At 44.2% G+C, this 16,082-nt stretch carries 16 protein-coding genes; 3 read left to right on the top strand and 13 right to left on the bottom strand.

The window, feature by feature from the left end:
* Positions 1-7 precede the first annotated feature (7 nt).
* A complete protein-coding gene (locus tag MHH92_RS09250; protein WP_340903367.1) occupies positions 8-1,057 on the top strand; it encodes an HD-GYP domain-containing protein in 1,050 nt (349 codons plus the stop codon).
* A gap of 132 nt (positions 1,058-1,189) precedes the next feature.
* Here MHH92_RS09250 and MHH92_RS09245 read toward each other — a convergent pair whose 3' ends face one another.
* The 10 genes from MHH92_RS09245 to MHH92_RS09200 form a co-directional block, all read right to left on the bottom strand.
* A complete protein-coding gene (locus tag MHH92_RS09245; RefSeq protein ID WP_017689533.1) occupies positions 1,190-1,330 on the bottom strand; it encodes a hypothetical protein in 141 nt (46 codons plus the stop codon).
* A 150-nt stretch (positions 1,331-1,480) separates the two neighbouring features.
* Positions 1,481-2,200, bottom strand: a complete 720-nt coding sequence (locus MHH92_RS09240) for a M23 family metallopeptidase (RefSeq protein WP_340903363.1) — start codon at positions 2,198-2,200, stop codon at positions 1,481-1,483.
* Positions 2,201-2,409: 209 nt separating this feature from the next.
* Entirely contained in the window at positions 2,410-3,762 is a 1,353-nt protein-coding gene (locus MHH92_RS09235; protein ID WP_340903361.1) for a jacalin-like lectin, read from the bottom strand.
* A 298-nt stretch (positions 3,763-4,060) separates the two neighbouring features.
* Positions 4,061-5,458: a Fe-S cluster assembly protein SufB gene (gene sufB, locus MHH92_RS09230; RefSeq protein ID WP_036669904.1), complete on the bottom strand. Its 1,398-nt coding sequence runs from the start codon at positions 5,456-5,458 to the stop codon at positions 4,061-4,063.
* 20 nt (positions 5,459-5,478) lie between these two features.
* Complete coding sequence (gene sufU, locus MHH92_RS09225) at positions 5,479-5,910, bottom strand: Fe-S cluster assembly sulfur transfer protein SufU (protein WP_017689537.1); 432 nt, start codon at positions 5,908-5,910, stop codon at positions 5,479-5,481.
* The gene (locus MHH92_RS09220; RefSeq protein WP_340903357.1) at positions 5,900-7,120 is read right to left on the bottom strand and encodes a cysteine desulfurase; all 1,221 of its coding nucleotides are present in this window, start codon (positions 7,118-7,120) and stop codon (positions 5,900-5,902) included. The genes sufU and MHH92_RS09220 overlap by 11 nt, the downstream gene beginning before the upstream one ends.
* Entirely contained in the window at positions 7,117-8,421 is a 1,305-nt protein-coding gene (gene sufD / locus MHH92_RS09215) for a Fe-S cluster assembly protein SufD (RefSeq protein WP_315370735.1), read from the bottom strand. The genes MHH92_RS09220 and sufD overlap by 4 nt, the downstream gene beginning before the upstream one ends.
* A gap of 25 nt (positions 8,422-8,446) precedes the next feature.
* Positions 8,447-9,229, bottom strand: coding sequence for a Fe-S cluster assembly ATPase SufC (gene sufC / locus MHH92_RS09210; protein ID WP_036609931.1), 783 nt, complete (start codon positions 9,227-9,229; stop codon positions 8,447-8,449).
* Positions 9,230-9,608: 379 nt separating this feature from the next.
* Positions 9,609-10,184 (bottom strand): DUF1802 family protein, encoded by a 576-nt coding sequence (locus tag MHH92_RS09205; RefSeq protein WP_017689541.1) that lies wholly within the window; start codon positions 10,182-10,184, stop codon positions 9,609-9,611.
* 124 nt (positions 10,185-10,308) lie between these two features.
* On the bottom strand, positions 10,309-10,770 hold the full coding sequence (locus MHH92_RS09200) for a Dps family protein (protein ID WP_017689542.1): 462 nt from the start codon (positions 10,768-10,770) through the stop codon (positions 10,309-10,311).
* A gap of 296 nt (positions 10,771-11,066) precedes the next feature.
* Between MHH92_RS09200 and mtnK the strand changes: the two genes are divergently transcribed.
* Positions 11,067-12,284 (top strand): S-methyl-5-thioribose kinase, encoded by a 1,218-nt coding sequence (gene mtnK / locus MHH92_RS09195; RefSeq protein ID WP_340903349.1) that lies wholly within the window; start codon positions 11,067-11,069, stop codon positions 12,282-12,284.
* 23 nt (positions 12,285-12,307) lie between these two features.
* A complete protein-coding gene (gene mtnA, locus MHH92_RS09190) occupies positions 12,308-13,381 on the top strand; it encodes an S-methyl-5-thioribose-1-phosphate isomerase (protein WP_340903348.1) in 1,074 nt (357 codons plus the stop codon).
* A gap of 106 nt (positions 13,382-13,487) precedes the next feature.
* Here mtnA and MHH92_RS09185 read toward each other — a convergent pair whose 3' ends face one another.
* From MHH92_RS09185 to MHH92_RS09175, 3 genes are all read right to left on the bottom strand, one after another.
* Entirely contained in the window at positions 13,488-13,790 is a 303-nt protein-coding gene (locus MHH92_RS09185; RefSeq protein ID WP_017689545.1) for a YunC family protein, read from the bottom strand.
* Between the two features lie 544 nt (positions 13,791-14,334).
* Complete coding sequence (locus tag MHH92_RS09180) at positions 14,335-15,096, bottom strand: hypothetical protein (protein WP_340903336.1); 762 nt, start codon at positions 15,094-15,096, stop codon at positions 14,335-14,337.
* Positions 15,097-15,813: 717 nt separating this feature from the next.
* A complete protein-coding gene (locus MHH92_RS09175) occupies positions 15,814-16,074 on the bottom strand; it encodes a hypothetical protein (protein WP_340903334.1) in 261 nt (86 codons plus the stop codon).
* Positions 16,075-16,082: the final 8 nt, after the last annotated feature.

Raw genomic sequence — 16,082 nt, 5'->3', positions numbered from 1 at the left:
TTTATACGTGAGAGTGCATGTTACTGATCTTAAACCGGGTGACCTGTTACAAAATGATGTATACAACAGTTCGGGTCTCCACATGCTGATGAAAGGTTCCACCCTCAGTGAAGATGACCTATCCAAACTGTTGCAACATGGAATCGAGTACGCAGATGTAGAACACACACCATCCGACCTACACTCTGATGCACAAACCTTACCTTCCGATCAAACCCGTCTGTTAACTAATTTGTTTAACGATACGATCAAAGGTACTGAATCTCTATTTCAACAAGCGATGGAGAAGGGTTTTATTGATGAGACACAGGTCGATGAGATTTTGTTTACCCTAACAGAACAGTTGGAAAAACAAAAAGATGTTGTCTCCTTGTTGCTTATGCTTGACGGGGATAGCGATTATACGTACAACCATTCATTGCAAGTCGGAATGCTCGCTTTTTATATCGCCGGCTGGATGGGTTACAACCCCGAGGAGTGTCTAACTGTAGCCAAAGCAGGATATCTTCATGATATCGGCAAGTCCAAGATTCCTTCTGAGATTTTACATAAACCTGGTAAATTGACCACGAAAGAATTTGACGAAATGAAGAAACACACATTCTATGGGTACGATATCATTAAAGAATCCACGCAGGATGAAATTCTGGCAATGGTTGCACTTCAACATCATGAGCGCGAGGATGGAAGTGGTTATCCTCATGGACTGCGAGGAGACGAGATCCACCCATATGCCCGTATAACTGCTGTAGCAGACGTTTACAGCGCCATGACGACGAATCGGGTATACCAGACCAAACAGGAACTGATCTCTGTTCTGTGTGAGCTGTACAGCCTCAGCTTTGGTCAGTTAAATGCTGAAGCAACACAGGAACTGATCAAGCACATGCTGCCTAATTTTATCGGTAAAAGGGTTCTGCTCACCACGGGTCAGACGGGACTCATTGTCATGAATAATCCTGCGGATTATTTCCGACCACTCGTTCAGACCTCTACGGCCTTTATCGATTTAGCGAAAGAAAGAGATATTGCTATCGTTGAGATTTATGTACAGTAACTATTCATTGTACACAGCATGTATACGAAGAACCCCATAGTAACTGAAATAACCAACTTATAGGTTGGCGTATGACAAAAGGGAAGCCGTAATCGGCTTCCCTTTTGTCTATTCCGATTCAATCATGTTGGATTAGACACAGAATGCTTTTGTGATGATAACCAACAGAATGAACAGTACCAAGATTGCACCAGTGTTTGTGAACATATTGTATCCACCAACGCCGCCTACTCCGCCTACATTGCCACCACAGCCATATCCTACTTCGCTCATGTGATTGCCTCCTCTTCATCAGGTATACCCTAACATATGACGTTTCCGTTGGAATGAACCGGGCGAACAGGCAACATTCGATAAATGGTTGTCTGTCTGCATCTACCTGAGTGGATCAGCCTTTTGTTACTCCCTGTTCTTTACAGGGATCTATATGTCGGACTCCGAATGAACCTGGATGCCTTTTTCCTTGCGGTACATGATAACAAGTAATCTCCAAAATTCATAACTGCCTTTGTCGTTCATAATAAACGGTCGATAATAATCAAATGCTTGCTTCGCCCATGCGGGACAATCCATATTGGAAAGTTGCTCCTGTTGCTGAATCCATCCCCCTTGAATCTCCAGCGTTTTCTGCATGGCTTCAAACATTTTCTTCTGCTCAGTGGTCATCGGCGGTGCCTCCTGTTCCTGAGATGCAGTTCCGTATTCAGCCTGTAGATACGCACCCGGTTCCGTCACACCATCTTCGCTGGCTGTGTACCCATACGATGGTGCACTTGTTTTACGAATCTCATAATGTACATGCGGACCGGTACTCTGACCCGTGCTTCCCTGATTCCCGATAAGCTGCCCTCGCTTCACACGTTGCCCAACGGTTACGGCAATCCGCGAAAGGTGAGCATAACAATGCAAGTAGCCACGATGATCTTGAAGGGCAACTGTAAGCCCGTAACCGCCGAATCCGGAGCCTGTAACTCCTTCGGAAGCAAAACGTACCCTGCCTTCCATAAAGGCATAGACGGGGCCATTCCAGGGCTCTGTAACGAGATCAATTCCGCGGTGAAATGTCTGTCCACCATGAATAGGATGAATTCGATAGCCGAATGAACTTGTAATCCGATATCCCTCGAAAGGGTTCACGCTCATACACTCACATCCTTTTCTATCATTAAATGCTTAAATCTATGAAATGGCTTGTGCTATTGGTCTTATTTTATTCCACAAAAATACCGCTCAGAATATCATTAGGGAAACCTTATGGTCTCTCTCCAACGTATATTCCAAGCGGCGCTGTGCTAATATGAACACTCTATGAGATGTATATATTATTATTTCATTTTAACCACTGCTCACTTCTAATTCAGAGGTCTGTATATGACGCCTAGCTGATCCAATTCCTGTCCTGCTCTTCCATAAAATCCGGCAATGTACCACCCCGCTGGTGCCTCAAGTTTGATTTGATCCGAGGTCTTTTGTCCGCCTTCAACTTTATTTCCAAGATTGGTGGACAACTCCACGTAAAAGATCCGTTTATCTCCATTACGTGTCCCCTGACCAATTGTTGCCTCGGTTAAGTACTCTCCGTCTGCCAAGTTCAGTGTGGCAATGTTGGATTGACCACCATGTACCAGGTTCGTTCCATCCCTGTACAGCGTTGAAATGCCGTCTACACGGTTGCCCGAATTAAGCACCACTGAGCTAGGTCTGGCATCGGGAATCTGATTCAGATCATTAAACCCAGTTCCTCCAGATCCTCCGATTGTTGAACTTAGTTGGTACTGAGAAGATGTGCTGTACACAAATTCCGCTGTAATCGGATAATGATCGGAGAGTTGCTTCCCACTCGGGTCAACAAATGTTTGATTTTCTAACCGATAGCTCTGTGCATTAAGGGACAATGCTTTACTTCCGCGATACAAAATTTTGTCCACGATCTCATAGTTGGGTCCATTTAAATTGCTTGCATCCATAAGGGCTTCTCCATCAGCGGGAATACTCCCACCTCGAATCAAATCGATCCACGGATCTCTTAAACCATTCTCAGACATGAGTAGCTCTATATTGTCAGCGACACGGGTGTACCGTGTATTGGTATCCCCAAATACGATAACTGCGTTCCCGTCCGAGTGCTCCTTTATGTAATTGGAGAGTTGTCTGATATTATCTCGTCTGGCCTCAAGCGATTTATCATCGCTACCCGCGTCCGCATGCAAGTTGTACACGTCCACTTTCACCTGAGGTGTGATCTCATATGTAGCTGCTGTAAATCCTTTTGGAGTCAATTCATCACTTCCATTGTCAAAAAGACCAGATCGCTTATCCCAGGTAATACGTTTCAAGTCACGGAATGGATATTTGGACAGACTGTTCAACCCACTTCCAAAACCCGCAATTCCGCTTGTTGTCGTCAGATAAGGCAGAGTGACTTGGGATATCAACTCATTATGATAATTAAAATCCTCTTGCACATTAATGATGTCATAGTCATTTAATTTTGGGGAAATCTGAACGGTGTACTCCTTGGGGTTGGAACTGGATACCAGCTCCGGAAGGCCACCTACATTGTAACTAAGTACGTTGAATGAACCCGATACCGATCCACCTTCTGCAGCACTCGCCGTTGATAAAAATAACGGAGAGCTCGTAAAGGCAACAACAGCAGACAATACCAAGGCTGCTCCTTTTTTAACTATACTTCTTCGCATCATACCCCTCCTCATATTAGAATCTATTCAAATATATGTAATATTCGTTAATGGAAGAATAACGCTGATCTATTCATTTGTAAATATACAAATTGAACTAAAGAATATTTCCGCTTGCCACTCCGATAACAGAATAACCTTCTGATCACTGTTATCCCCAGATTTTTTGAATAAAAATACCCCCTAGAGAGACTTTTTAGAAAGTCTGTTCTAGAGGGTATTCGATCACATAAAACGATATCTACCGCTTAACATCAGCAACTAGCTTCAGCTTTACGGCTTCGAAAGGCGCTGCATTGGATTAACCAATGGAACCTTCCATTTCGAACTTGATCAATCTATTCATCTCAACGGCGTATTCCATTGGCAATTCCTTCGTGAATGGCTCAATGAAGCCCATGATAATCATCTGTGTTGCTTCTGCATCAGTCAGACCACGGCTCATCAGGTAGAAGAGTTGATCCTCAGACACTTTGGATACTGTAGCTTCATGCTCCAGCATGATGTTATCATTCATGATTTCATTGTAAGGAATTGTATCTGATGTGGACTCATTATCGAGAATGAGTGTATCACACTTGATGTTGGATTTCGCGCCCTCAGCTTGACGCCCAAAGGAAGCCAAACCGCGGTACGTTACTTTACCACCATGTTTACTGATGGATTTGGATACAATCGTAGATGTTGTATCCGGAGCCAAGTGGATCATTTTCGCACCTGCATCCTGATGCTGGTTTTTACCAGCTACAGCGATGGAGAGTACGGAACCTTTAGCTCCACGGCCTTTCAGTACAACCGCTGGATATTTCATCGTCAGTTTGGAACCGATGTTACCATCGACCCATTCCATCGTTGCATTTTCTTCAGCAACCGCACGTTTCGTAACGAGGTTGTAGATGTTTGGTGCCCAGTTTTGAATCGTTGTGTAACGAACACGAGCATTTTTCTTACAGATGATCTCAACAACCGCACTGTGCAGTGAGTTCGTGCTGTAGATTGGAGCTGTACATCCCTCTACATAGTGAACAAAGCTGTCTTCGTCCGCAATGATGAGTGTACGCTCGAATTGTCCCATATTCTCGGAGTTAATCCGGAAGTAGGCTTGCAGAGGTACTTCACATTTAACGCCCTTAGGCACGTAGATGAAGCTTCCTCCGGACCATACCGCACTATTCAATGCAGCAAATTTGTTATCTGCTGGTGGAATAACCGTTGCAAAATATTCACGCAGGATTTCCGGATGCTCTCTCAGAGCCGTGTCCGTATCCATGAAGATTACACCTTGGTCTTCCAATTCCTTTTGCATGTTGTGGTATACAACCTCGGACTCATACTGAGCCGATACACCTGCAAGGAACTTTTGCTCTGCTTCAGGGATACCCAATTTATCAAAGGTTTCCTTGATTTCGGAAGGAACTTCCTCCCATGTTTTACCTTGTTTCTCCGAAGCACGCACATAATACTGAATTTCATTGAAATCCAATCCGTCTAGATCTCCGCCCCATTTTGGCATTGGCATCTTTTCGAATTGTTTCAAAGATTTCAAACGGAATTCCAACATCCATTCCGGTTCATTCTTAATCTTGGAAATTTCGGTAACCACTTCTGCAGTCAGACCTTTACCGGTTTGAAAGATGGATTTGTGCTCGTCGCGAAAACCATATTTGTACTCTTCCATTTCTGGTGCTTTTTTAGCCATCTTGCTCTACCTCCCTATCGTTATTGTACTTTGTTCTCTTCGTCAATCCCTTTGCGTAATGCATTCCAGGCCAGAGTGGCACATTTGATGCGTGCAGGGAACTTGTTCACACCGGATAGGGCTTCGAGATCTTCATAATCGTCGAAATCGACTTCTTCACCTTTCATCAGTGAGGAAAAACGGTTAGCGATATCGAGTGCTTGTTCCATCGTTTTGCCTTTGACGGCCTCTGTCATCATCGATGCAGAGGACATGCTGATGGAGCAGCCTTCACCCGTATATTTGGCTTCCTGGACGATTCCGTCTTTCAGCAAAATTTGCAGTGAAATCCGGTCGCCGCACGTTGGATTGTTCAAATTCACCGTGACAGCGTCATTATCAAATGTTCCGCGGTTACGCGGGTTTTTGTAGTGGTCCATTATAACACGTCTGTACAGATCATCAAGTTGCATCGCCAAAATACTCCTTTGTCTGGATTAAGGCGCTGACAAGCCGATCTACATCTTGTTCGTTATTGTATAGATAGAAGCTGGCACGAGCTGTTGAGCTAACTTCAAGCCAGCGCATTAGCGGTTGACAGCAATGGTGTCCGGCACGAATGGCTACGCCACTCGCATCCAGCACAGTTGCCACATCATGCGGATGAACATCCCCCAGATTAAAGGTAACAACACCCACATGCCGCTTGGCTGGGCCATAGATGGTTAACCCATCGATCTCGGCCAGTCGTTCTGTTGCATAAGCTGCCAGCACACTCTCATGATGTGCGATCTCATCCATACCAATCTGCTCCAGAAAATCAATGGCAGCTCCCAACCCTACCGCACCTGCGATAATCGGGGTTCCACCTTCGAACTTCCAGGGAAGCTCTTTCCAGTTGGATTCGTACAGACCCACATCATCAATCATTTCACCACCGAACTCAATGGGTTCCATGGACTCCAGCAGCGCCTTTTTGCCGTAGAGTGCACCGATTCCGGTTGGTCCGCACATTTTATGACCGGATAATGCATAGAAATCACAGTCCAGATCCTGAACGTCCACCTTCATGTGAGGTGTGCTTTGTGCGCCATCAACAACGATGACAGCACCATTGCGGTGTGCAATTTCAGCAATTTGTTTCACAGGATGGATCAGACCCATAACATTGGATACATAAGCGATTGCTACAATTTTAGTATTGCTTGTAATCGTCTTCTCGACATCAGCCAATTCAATATGACCGTCAGGCTGAAGCGGAATGTATTTCAATGTTGCACCTGTCTCCTTGGCAACCTGCTGCCAAGGAATCAGATTACTATGGTGCTCCATTTGCGTGATAACAATTTCATCGCCTTCTTTGCAATTGGCGCGGGCGTACGATGAAGCCACCAGATTGAGGGCTGTCGTTGTACCGCGAGTAAAGATAATCTCCTGTGTACGGCGGGCATTGATAAACTTGGCTACCTTCTCACGTGCGCCTTCGTAAGCGTCCGTTGCACGGCTTCCAAGGGTATGAACACCACGGTGTACGTTGGAGTTCTCATACTCATAATAATGTTTGACTGCTTCAATCACAGCATGAGGCTTCTGTGAAGTTGCAGCACTATCTAAATATACGAGCGGGTGTCCGTTAATTTCCTGGTGGAGGATCGGGAACTGCTCGCGAATGGACGGGTTCATTGTCCCAGCTTCTTCTCAATCAGGGACTGCAATTGGGTGCGCAGTGCTTCCAGAGGAATATCCGCCACCACCGGAGCCAGGAAGCCATAGATGATCAGGCGTTCGGCATCCGTACGGTTAATTCCGCGCGACATCAAGTAATGAATCTGCTCGGCATTGACTTGACCAACAGAAGCCGCGTGACCTGCTGTTACATCATCCTCGTCAATAAGAAGGATTGGGTTGGCGTCTCCACGTGCTTTAGGGCTCAGCATCAATACTTTCTCTGTCTGCTGTCCATCAGCTTTGGTAGCGCCTTTCTCAATCTTCGTGATGCCGTTGATGATTGCAGAAGCTTCTTCACGCATAACTGCACGTGTAATCATCTGGCTTGGTGTATTCTTGCCGAAGTGACGAGCCTCTGTGGTGTAGTTGATTTTCTGCGAACCGGAACCTACAGCGATGACTTTGGAATCAGAACTTGATCCATTGCCTTTCAGCACGGTCATCGTGTTGCTCGCTGTGTCGCCATTGTTCATTTCGCCTACAATCCACTCGATGGAAGCATCATTCTCCAACACTGCACGACGGAATGAAACATCAGTTACATTCACACTCAGTTGATGAACCGATGCGAAACGTACTTTAGCACCGGATTTTGCGAATACTTCCACAACTCCATTATGGAAAACAGGTGCGGACAATTCGCCAGATACATAGTTATCAACATAAGTTACTGAACTGTTTGCTTCTGCAACTACAAGCACGTGAGGTGCAAACGTTGCAGATGCGTCGTCCGTAAGCAACACTGCTTGCAGTGGTACTTCGATTTCGACATTTTTCGGAACATACAGGAAGACCCCGCCATTCCAAAGTGCTACATGCAATGCAGCGAGGGAATGCTCATCCGCTTTCACTGCTGTGTTCAGATATTGTTTTACCAGATCGCCATGTTCGCGAACCGCTGTAGCCAGATCCGTGAAGATAACTCCTTTTGCTGCCAGATCAGCAGACACCTTGGAGTATACCGTACCGGAATTGCGCTGGATAACCAGACTGCCTTCAGCTTGATCCTGAACCAGATCTTTGATAGAAGCAGGTACTTCTGTCAAAGAAGAAATAGCTTCACTTGTTTTATATGTTCCGTACTCGCTGACATTCCAGCGTTCGATTTTTTGTTTTTCCAGTTTAGGAAGCGCAAGCCCGCTCGCAAGCTTTAAAGCTTCAAGCCGCTGTTCGGTCAACCAGCCGGGTTCATTGTTGCTTTCCGACAAGGCGCGAAGCGCTTCAGATTCAACCGGAAGAATTGTTTGTGTAGTCATTAATTAATCCTCCTCCGTTTTGTCTTTACGCTTCTTGGCCTACAGTTTCGTCTGTAATTCCCAGCTCTGCCTTTACCCAGTCATACCCTTCCGCTTCCAGACGGTGAGCCAATTCAGGTCCGCCGGATTTCACGATACGACCTTGCATCATTACGTGAACATAGTCAGGCGTAATGTAGTTCAACAGACGTTGGTAGTGAGTGATGATCAGGAAGCCACGGTCTTCGCTCTTCATAGCGTTCACACCATCAGCCACGATTTTCAAAGCATCGATGTCCAGACCGGAGTCAATTTCATCAAGTACTACGATTTTCGGATCAAGCAGCATCATTTGCAGAATCTCGTTACGTTTTTTCTCACCACCGGAGAAACCTTCATTCAGGTAACGGTGAGCAAACTCAGGGTTCATGTCGAGTTCTTTCATTTTACCTTCCATTTGACGAATGAACTTGATCAGGGAGATCTCGTTACCTTCGCCACGACGTGCGTTAATTGCACTACGCAAGAAGTCGGAGTTAGTAACACCTGCAATTTCACTTGGGTATTGCATAGCCAGGAAGAGACCTGCACGTGCGCGCTCATCTACAGCCATATCCAATACATCTTCACCATCAAGTGTAATTTTACCGTCTGTTACTTCATATTTAGGGTGACCCATCAATGCAGAAGCCAGAGTGGATTTACCTGTTCCGTTTGGCCCCATGATTGCGTGGATTTCTCCACCTTTCATTTCCAGGTTGATGCCTTTCAGGATTTCCTTACCTTCGATCGTCGCTTTCAGACCTTCAATGACGAAATTCGTAGCCATGTGTATTGTTTCCCTCCATTGATTAAATTGATGTTAGTTGTCGAAAACGAAAAAGCGCCTATTATATCTGAACAGGGCTTCCCCTGAATTTCTCCTGTACTCGAATCTTCAAAGCAAGAACACTTTAGAATAATTCTAAACTGATTCTCAATGATAATCAAGTCATTTCCTAAGAACCTTTGTCCATTGCATGAAACCTTATTCTTTCTGATTCTATAGTAAAAGACAAATTGAATCAAATCAGAAAACATCTTAAGCACAAATGCACAGTGAGAAAAATCACAGCAATTCAAGCTTTTATGCCATCTGCTGTACACTAATCTAAAAAAAGGACTCATCCATATTATGGACAAGTCCCTCCGTTAAATAATGTTACCATTTACAATTTGAGCATCTCGTTAATCTTCTGTACCTGTTCGTCAAAATCCGCAACGTCCACCACCGGCGTCATTTCGCGCGGCACCGGACCATTCGGAATAGAAATCCATGAACGGCAACCATTATATTCAGGCAGTACGGGGATTTCCATCGGTTCTTTCAAAAGGTACACACGTAAAATCAATACATGGAGCGGATCTTTCCGTTTCCATTTCAAACGGTCTTCGGCAAAATCCGCTGTCCACATATGAAAGTCAAGAAGTCGATCCAGCATCTCCTGATCTCGTATCTCCAGATCCTGTGTTACTTCGGCATATGCAGTAATACGGATTGTCGAAGCTTCGGGCACCCATTCGGCCAGTGATTCTTCAACATAGGATTGATCCGAGGACTTAATCAGTTCTTTACGCTGATGTTCATAAGTCGGATACAGATAAAACGCTGGACTTTTCAGCTCAAAATGTCGGGTTTCCTCTACAATCCCGCCTTTGCGCATCACCATAATCTGGCGACCCGTTTCCAGTGCTTTGATTGCAGAAGCCCATTCTTTTAAAGCCGGTATCGTTGGTTCTAACATAAGCGGTCCCCTCCCCTATCGTTCTTGTCAGCAGTATAGACGCTCAGGGCGTTTCTGACAACATGATCCGGGCTCAGAAAGCTTACGTAAGAGACCATTTGTATTAGGCAAAATCTTGGCTATATTAACCCAAGAAAGAGCGAAGCATCCACATGTGTTTCTCCAGGTCAGCCTTGAAACCTGTCAGCATATCGGATGTTGGTTGATCTTCAGCTGCATCTGCCACTTCGATACCTTCCTGATATTCATTCGAAAGTGTAGCGAAGTCCTCGATCAGGTTTTGCACCATTGTTTTTGCGTCTTCTCCGCCTGCTGCTTCCTGAATAGAGGAAAGCTCCAGATACTCTTTCATTGTAGCGGCTGGGCTACCTTTCAGCGTAAGGATACGCTCTGCGATTTCATCCATTTGCACCGTAACTTCGTTGTAGAACTCTTCGAATTTCACATGCAACGTGAAGAAGTTAGGTCCTTTAACGTACCAGTGATAGTTATGGATTTTAACATACAATACGTTCAGGTTAGCTACCTGACGATTAAGTACTTGTTCCACCGATTTCGCTTGATCTGTTTTGTTTTTTGTAGCCATATTAATCCCATCCTTTATTTAAAATTAGTCTGTCATGCCATCATAAGCAGGTTGTCCCGCAATGCATAACAGAGAGTTAATAGTGTGTCACCACATGTAGTGGAGAGGCTTGTTAACGGTGTTTCTCTCAACCGTCCGACCTATTTGTTTTTACCCTTGAACCGGAAGTTCGAATCAGGATCGACTTGACTTGTCTCAAAAAAAAGTTCAAAAACCGCGTTATTTCCGATATACTGACATATACCAAGCAAAGAAGTGGGTTTTCCTGTTTCTTCATATATATGGAGGTGGCACCTTTGTCCCAATATCGCCCGTTTACCCCCCAGGATGCAATTGAACTGGCCAAAACATTACCGGGTCCATTTGCGGCAGATGCAAATCTGGATTGTCACGAGATCGGCGACGGCAATCTGAATTTGGTATTCCACATCACGGATCAGAACTCCGATAAAAGTATCATTATCAAACAGGCGCTTCCTTATGCGAAAGTGGTTGGAGAATCATGGCCGCTCTCTCTGGTACGTGCCCGCATTGAACGTGAGATTCTGCAGGAAGAGTATCGTCTGTGTCCAGGGATGGTACCCGAAGTGTATCATTACGATGATGACCTTGCGTTAACGGTTATGGAAGATCTGAGTGATCATGTGATCATGCGCAAAGGCCTGATCGAAGGTGTTTCCTATCCTCTTTTTGCACAGCATATCGGGGAATTCATGGCAAGAACGCTGTTCTTTACATCAGACTTGGGCATGGATCAGCAATTGAAGAAGGAACAACAGGGCAGATTCATTAATCCGGACCAATGCAAAATAACGGAGGATCTGATCTTTGATGAACCCTACCGGATCGCTGAGAAAAATAATTATGATGTTTTCATTGAAGACGAGGCTGAAGCGCTTCGTACAGATGGAGAGCTTCACCTTGAAGTGGCCTTGCTGCGGGAAAAATTCCTGACACATGGGCAGGCACTGCTTCATGGAGATCTGCATACAGGCAGTATTTTTGTTACACCTGAATCAACCAAGGTCATCGATCCCGAATTTGCATATTACGGCCCCATGGGATTTGATGTCGGTGCAGTCCTTGCGAACCTGCTCTTGAATTACGCATCCCTGCCAGGATGGATTCAGGATGAGACTGCTTTGCGTGAGCGTGAGACGCTTTTGCTGAATATGGTTCGTGATGTATGGACTGAATTCGAATCTCGTTTCCGTGCCCTCTGGGTTAATGACCTCGTTGATCCGATGGCAAAAACGCCAGGGTATCAGGATCTATATGTGCAACAATTGTTCAGAGATTCCATTGGCTTCGCAGGTGCCAAAATGGTTCGTCGTATCGTGGGACTCGCTCACGTGGCGGATATAGATACCATTCCAAATGCGACTGAACGTGAACATGCTCAGCGTAAATCATTGGCCATTGGTAAAGCATTGATCAAGAACAATCGTCGCTTGAATACCATCGGCGAAGTACTGGATATTGTATCCACAGCTGTTACTACTACTAAGGTTTAACATAAGGAACGGAGGAACCACCCATGACAACCCCTGAATATCAGCCTCTGTCCTCTCTCATCTGGAAAAAGGACAAGCTTGAAATGCTTGACCAGCGTCTGCTGCCCGAAACGATCCTCATGTTGAAATTGTATACACCCGAGGAAGTATGGGAATCCATCCACTCCATGAAAGTGCGCGGTGCTCCGGCGATTGGTATTGCTGCTGCATTTGGTGTTGTATTGGGTGCCAAATCATATGACGGAACAACCGTTCAAGGTTGGTTGGATCACGTAAAATCCATATGTGCTCATCTGGCTACTTCCCGACCAACCGCGGTGAACCTGTTCTGGGCACTGGATCGCATGATGCAGAGAGCAAATGTGGTCGTTGAATCCGGCCTGAGCCTGGATGAGGGCAATGATGCTCTTGAAGTAGAAGCTCTGTTGATTCAGAAGGAAGACGAAGAAGTATGTCGCATGATCGGCGAGAATGCACTGCCTTTGTTCGAAGATGGGATGGGTGTACTCACTCACTGTAACGCAGGCGGACTGGCTACGGCGAAATACGGTACGGCAACTGCTCCAATGTATCTCGCACAGGAACGTGGCATTCACCTGAAGGTATTTGCAGACGAAACTCGTCCTGTACTTCAGGGTGCACGCCTGACTGCATTTGAGTTACAGCAAGCCGGCATAGACGTTACGCTGCTCTGTGATAACATGGCAGGCATGGTGATGTCCAAAGGCTGGATTCATGCCGTTATCGTCGGAACAGATCGTGTTGCTGCGAATGGCGATGTAGCTAACAAAATCGGAACCTACAGTGTGGCCGTGCTTGCCAAGGCTCACAATATTCCGTTCTATGTAGCCAGCCCATTGTCGACTATCGACTTGTCCACTCCATCCGGGGACCTCATTCCAATTGAGGAACGTGCTGCGGAAGAAGTCACTGAAGGATTTGGCAAACGTACAGCACCGCAAGGTGTTAAAGTATACAATCCAGCATTTGATGTAACGCCTAACGAATATGTAACAGCTATTATCACGGAAAAAGGCGTTGTTCGCGCTCCTTTCCAAGAAAACCTGGCTGCCTTGTTCGCGAAGGAAGAAGCTTAATTTAATAGAAAGCGTTCGTGTGTATAGAGGTGGGAGCTACGATGTGCCAGGCTCTGTATTACGGCGTTAAATAAGGGCTTCCCATAGGGAGCCCTTTTGTTAGTGCTTAGATCATTTTCAACAAAGCCTCTACACCCGTCATGCCAACCGTAATGCCCATGGCCTCGGCTTCTGTTGTCACCGACTCCATAGGTGCATGCAACAATTGCTCCAGTGTACGCACACCAACCGCCCGAGCTGCAATAATTTTGCGATCCCCGAGCTTCTCATTAAGTAATCCCACGTCGAGTGCTCCGCACATGATATATCCTTTGGATGTGTTAATGGTCAGCAACGTTGTTTTGGGCAGCTTGACTTCTACCCCAACTAATACATGTTCTCCAACTACAATAGGCTCCATCGTCACCATAATTTCCCGATCCACCTCCTCTTCCACAGGTCACGATAATTGTATGCCTCATTCTGGATTGTCGTGTGGACACCTGCCGTGGTTGAGAAAATGTAGGTACTTACAGTTCAGACAGTGTTTGTCATGATACATTATAGAAGAATATGGAGGAATTGATATTTTGACTGCCAAGTATTACCTAAGAGTGGGAATGAGCATGATTATCGGACTATAAAATGGCTCAAAATGAATGGGGAAATTTCATAGGGAAATATCCAAACTTTAAAGAAACAGTGAACCGGCGAGATCTGTATCCTCCATTTGAGAGAGCGGTGCCTTTCATGAAAAACTCCTGAAGCAAGCCATTCAGATTTTCATTGGAAGCCCGCGGCCAGAGGACTAGGAGGAAGCAAAATAAACCCTGAGGTTTAACTGTAACCTCTAAATAATAAGACTTGATATCGTACAGCATGATCAATCATTTTTTGATGATAGTATAAATTTAAATTATACAAGGGGAGCACTCCCCCCTTGCGCATCACCATACCAAAAATTTTAACTATGATTAATACTTCACCCAACCATTGGTGGCATTCATATTTTTTTTAGTAGAAGTTGTATAGTAATACTTATTAGACGGTGTTGAAGCTTTAATGTTAATTCCTAATGTATCACTAACAAAACCTAAAGATGCGGTTGCTCGCATAGTCCAAGTCCCTGTGGCATTAAAGTATCCCTCTGAAATGTACCCCGGACTATTATTTGATGTCTCACTTAGAGTGAATCCTGGATTCCGATTTAGATGTCCTTGGATTACTTGAAGAGGCTTAACAGCTGCATTTCCATTGTGCTCCCAACTAACTGTCAAAGTTATTGTGGATGTATCTACACCAAATATGCTCAATTTCTCTGACCTGCTCACCGATGCCTCTTGATTAGCTCTAGCCGCAAAAGCGCCAGCTGATAATTGATTTGCTTGAAATTGATCAGTAGAACTGGACTCTATTTCAATTGGTATTTCTTGATTAGAGCTTTTATACGATGAAGTTTCGTTACCAGACAACATTTCGCTCATTGCATTTACATATTCTTCTGAAAAAATAAAACTTAAGAAAGCTTTTTGTTTAGTTGTGGGTAAACTATTAAACTGCTCTAATGTCTGAGTAGCTCCAGTATCCCCATCATTAATAAGTTGTATCAAATACTCTGTATATTGCTCAGGTGTATATACTTCAGGTTCAGGAGTATCTTTCGCAGATGCCATGGATGCAAATATCGTTGTTACTAGAATTAGTGCAAGAGCACTCTTTGAGAATTTCCTTAACATTGAATCATTTCCTCCCATTTGGTTAATATATTAGTATTGGCATGGTGATTTATATACGTTACCATTAATTAGGTGATTTGAAACATTTATACTAAATTATCATCAAGAAGGTGGAGGATAATATGAAAAAATATACCCTACTATGGGCCGTTCTTGCTGTCATGGTAATACTAGCAATTATGTACATCTTTACTGATATAGCTTGAAAAAGAGATCATTGAATTTATTTCTCTCAAATGTCCTCCTCACGCTTTCAAGGACATTTATAAAAAGGATAATTGCAGTTGATTTATTTATTAAAAAAATGATTCCTGTGGTTATACCCATAGTAAGCTCAACTCGGATTTAAAAGTATACATTCGTTGTTACTTTTGAGTCCGATTACTTTCAGGTAGATTTCATAAAGTTAACAAAAGAATACCTGTTCTCAGATTAACACTAGAGTTTCAATATTTATATAAGACGAATCTCGTTGGTTAAGATTGTCGTGAGATAATTAAAGTTCTCCGTCACAATGACGGTGACTAGCACCTATATTAGAAATTGAAAGAGGTCGTTTTTAAGCAAAAACATAAACTTAATCTGCAATTATGCAGTAAACTTAGTAGTCCTATACTCGGTTTAATTTAACAGGTAGTATGTTGAACATACATGCTTTTTAGGTACACTAATCATATTTGAGCCGTGAAAACTGTATGTCATTGTGTCCAGCGTACCTTAAAACATTTGCTCATCATTCTTTAATCGTCTTATCTCCATTAACTCTCTTCTAATCCCCAGTACACGTCTATGAAGTACACTTCGATCTATTGATTCAGCTACCGACTTTTTGAACTGGACATCCATATCACTTAATTGCTCCTGAGCTAGTTTCTTTTTATGTATTGGTTTAACTAGAACTTTTGTAGTTTCAGGCTTGATAGGCTTCAATCTTTTCTGCTTAATAATCTGTTCAAATACACTGTCCCCTTGATGCATGGTCTTCA

It is taken from the genome of Paenibacillus sp. FSL M7-1414, from assembly GCF_038003195.1.
GTDB lineage: Bacteria > Bacillota > Bacilli > Paenibacillales > Paenibacillaceae > Paenibacillus > Paenibacillus amylolyticus.
Note: the sequence above shows the minus strand (reverse complement) of the source record. Positions and strands in the feature narration are given on the sequence as shown.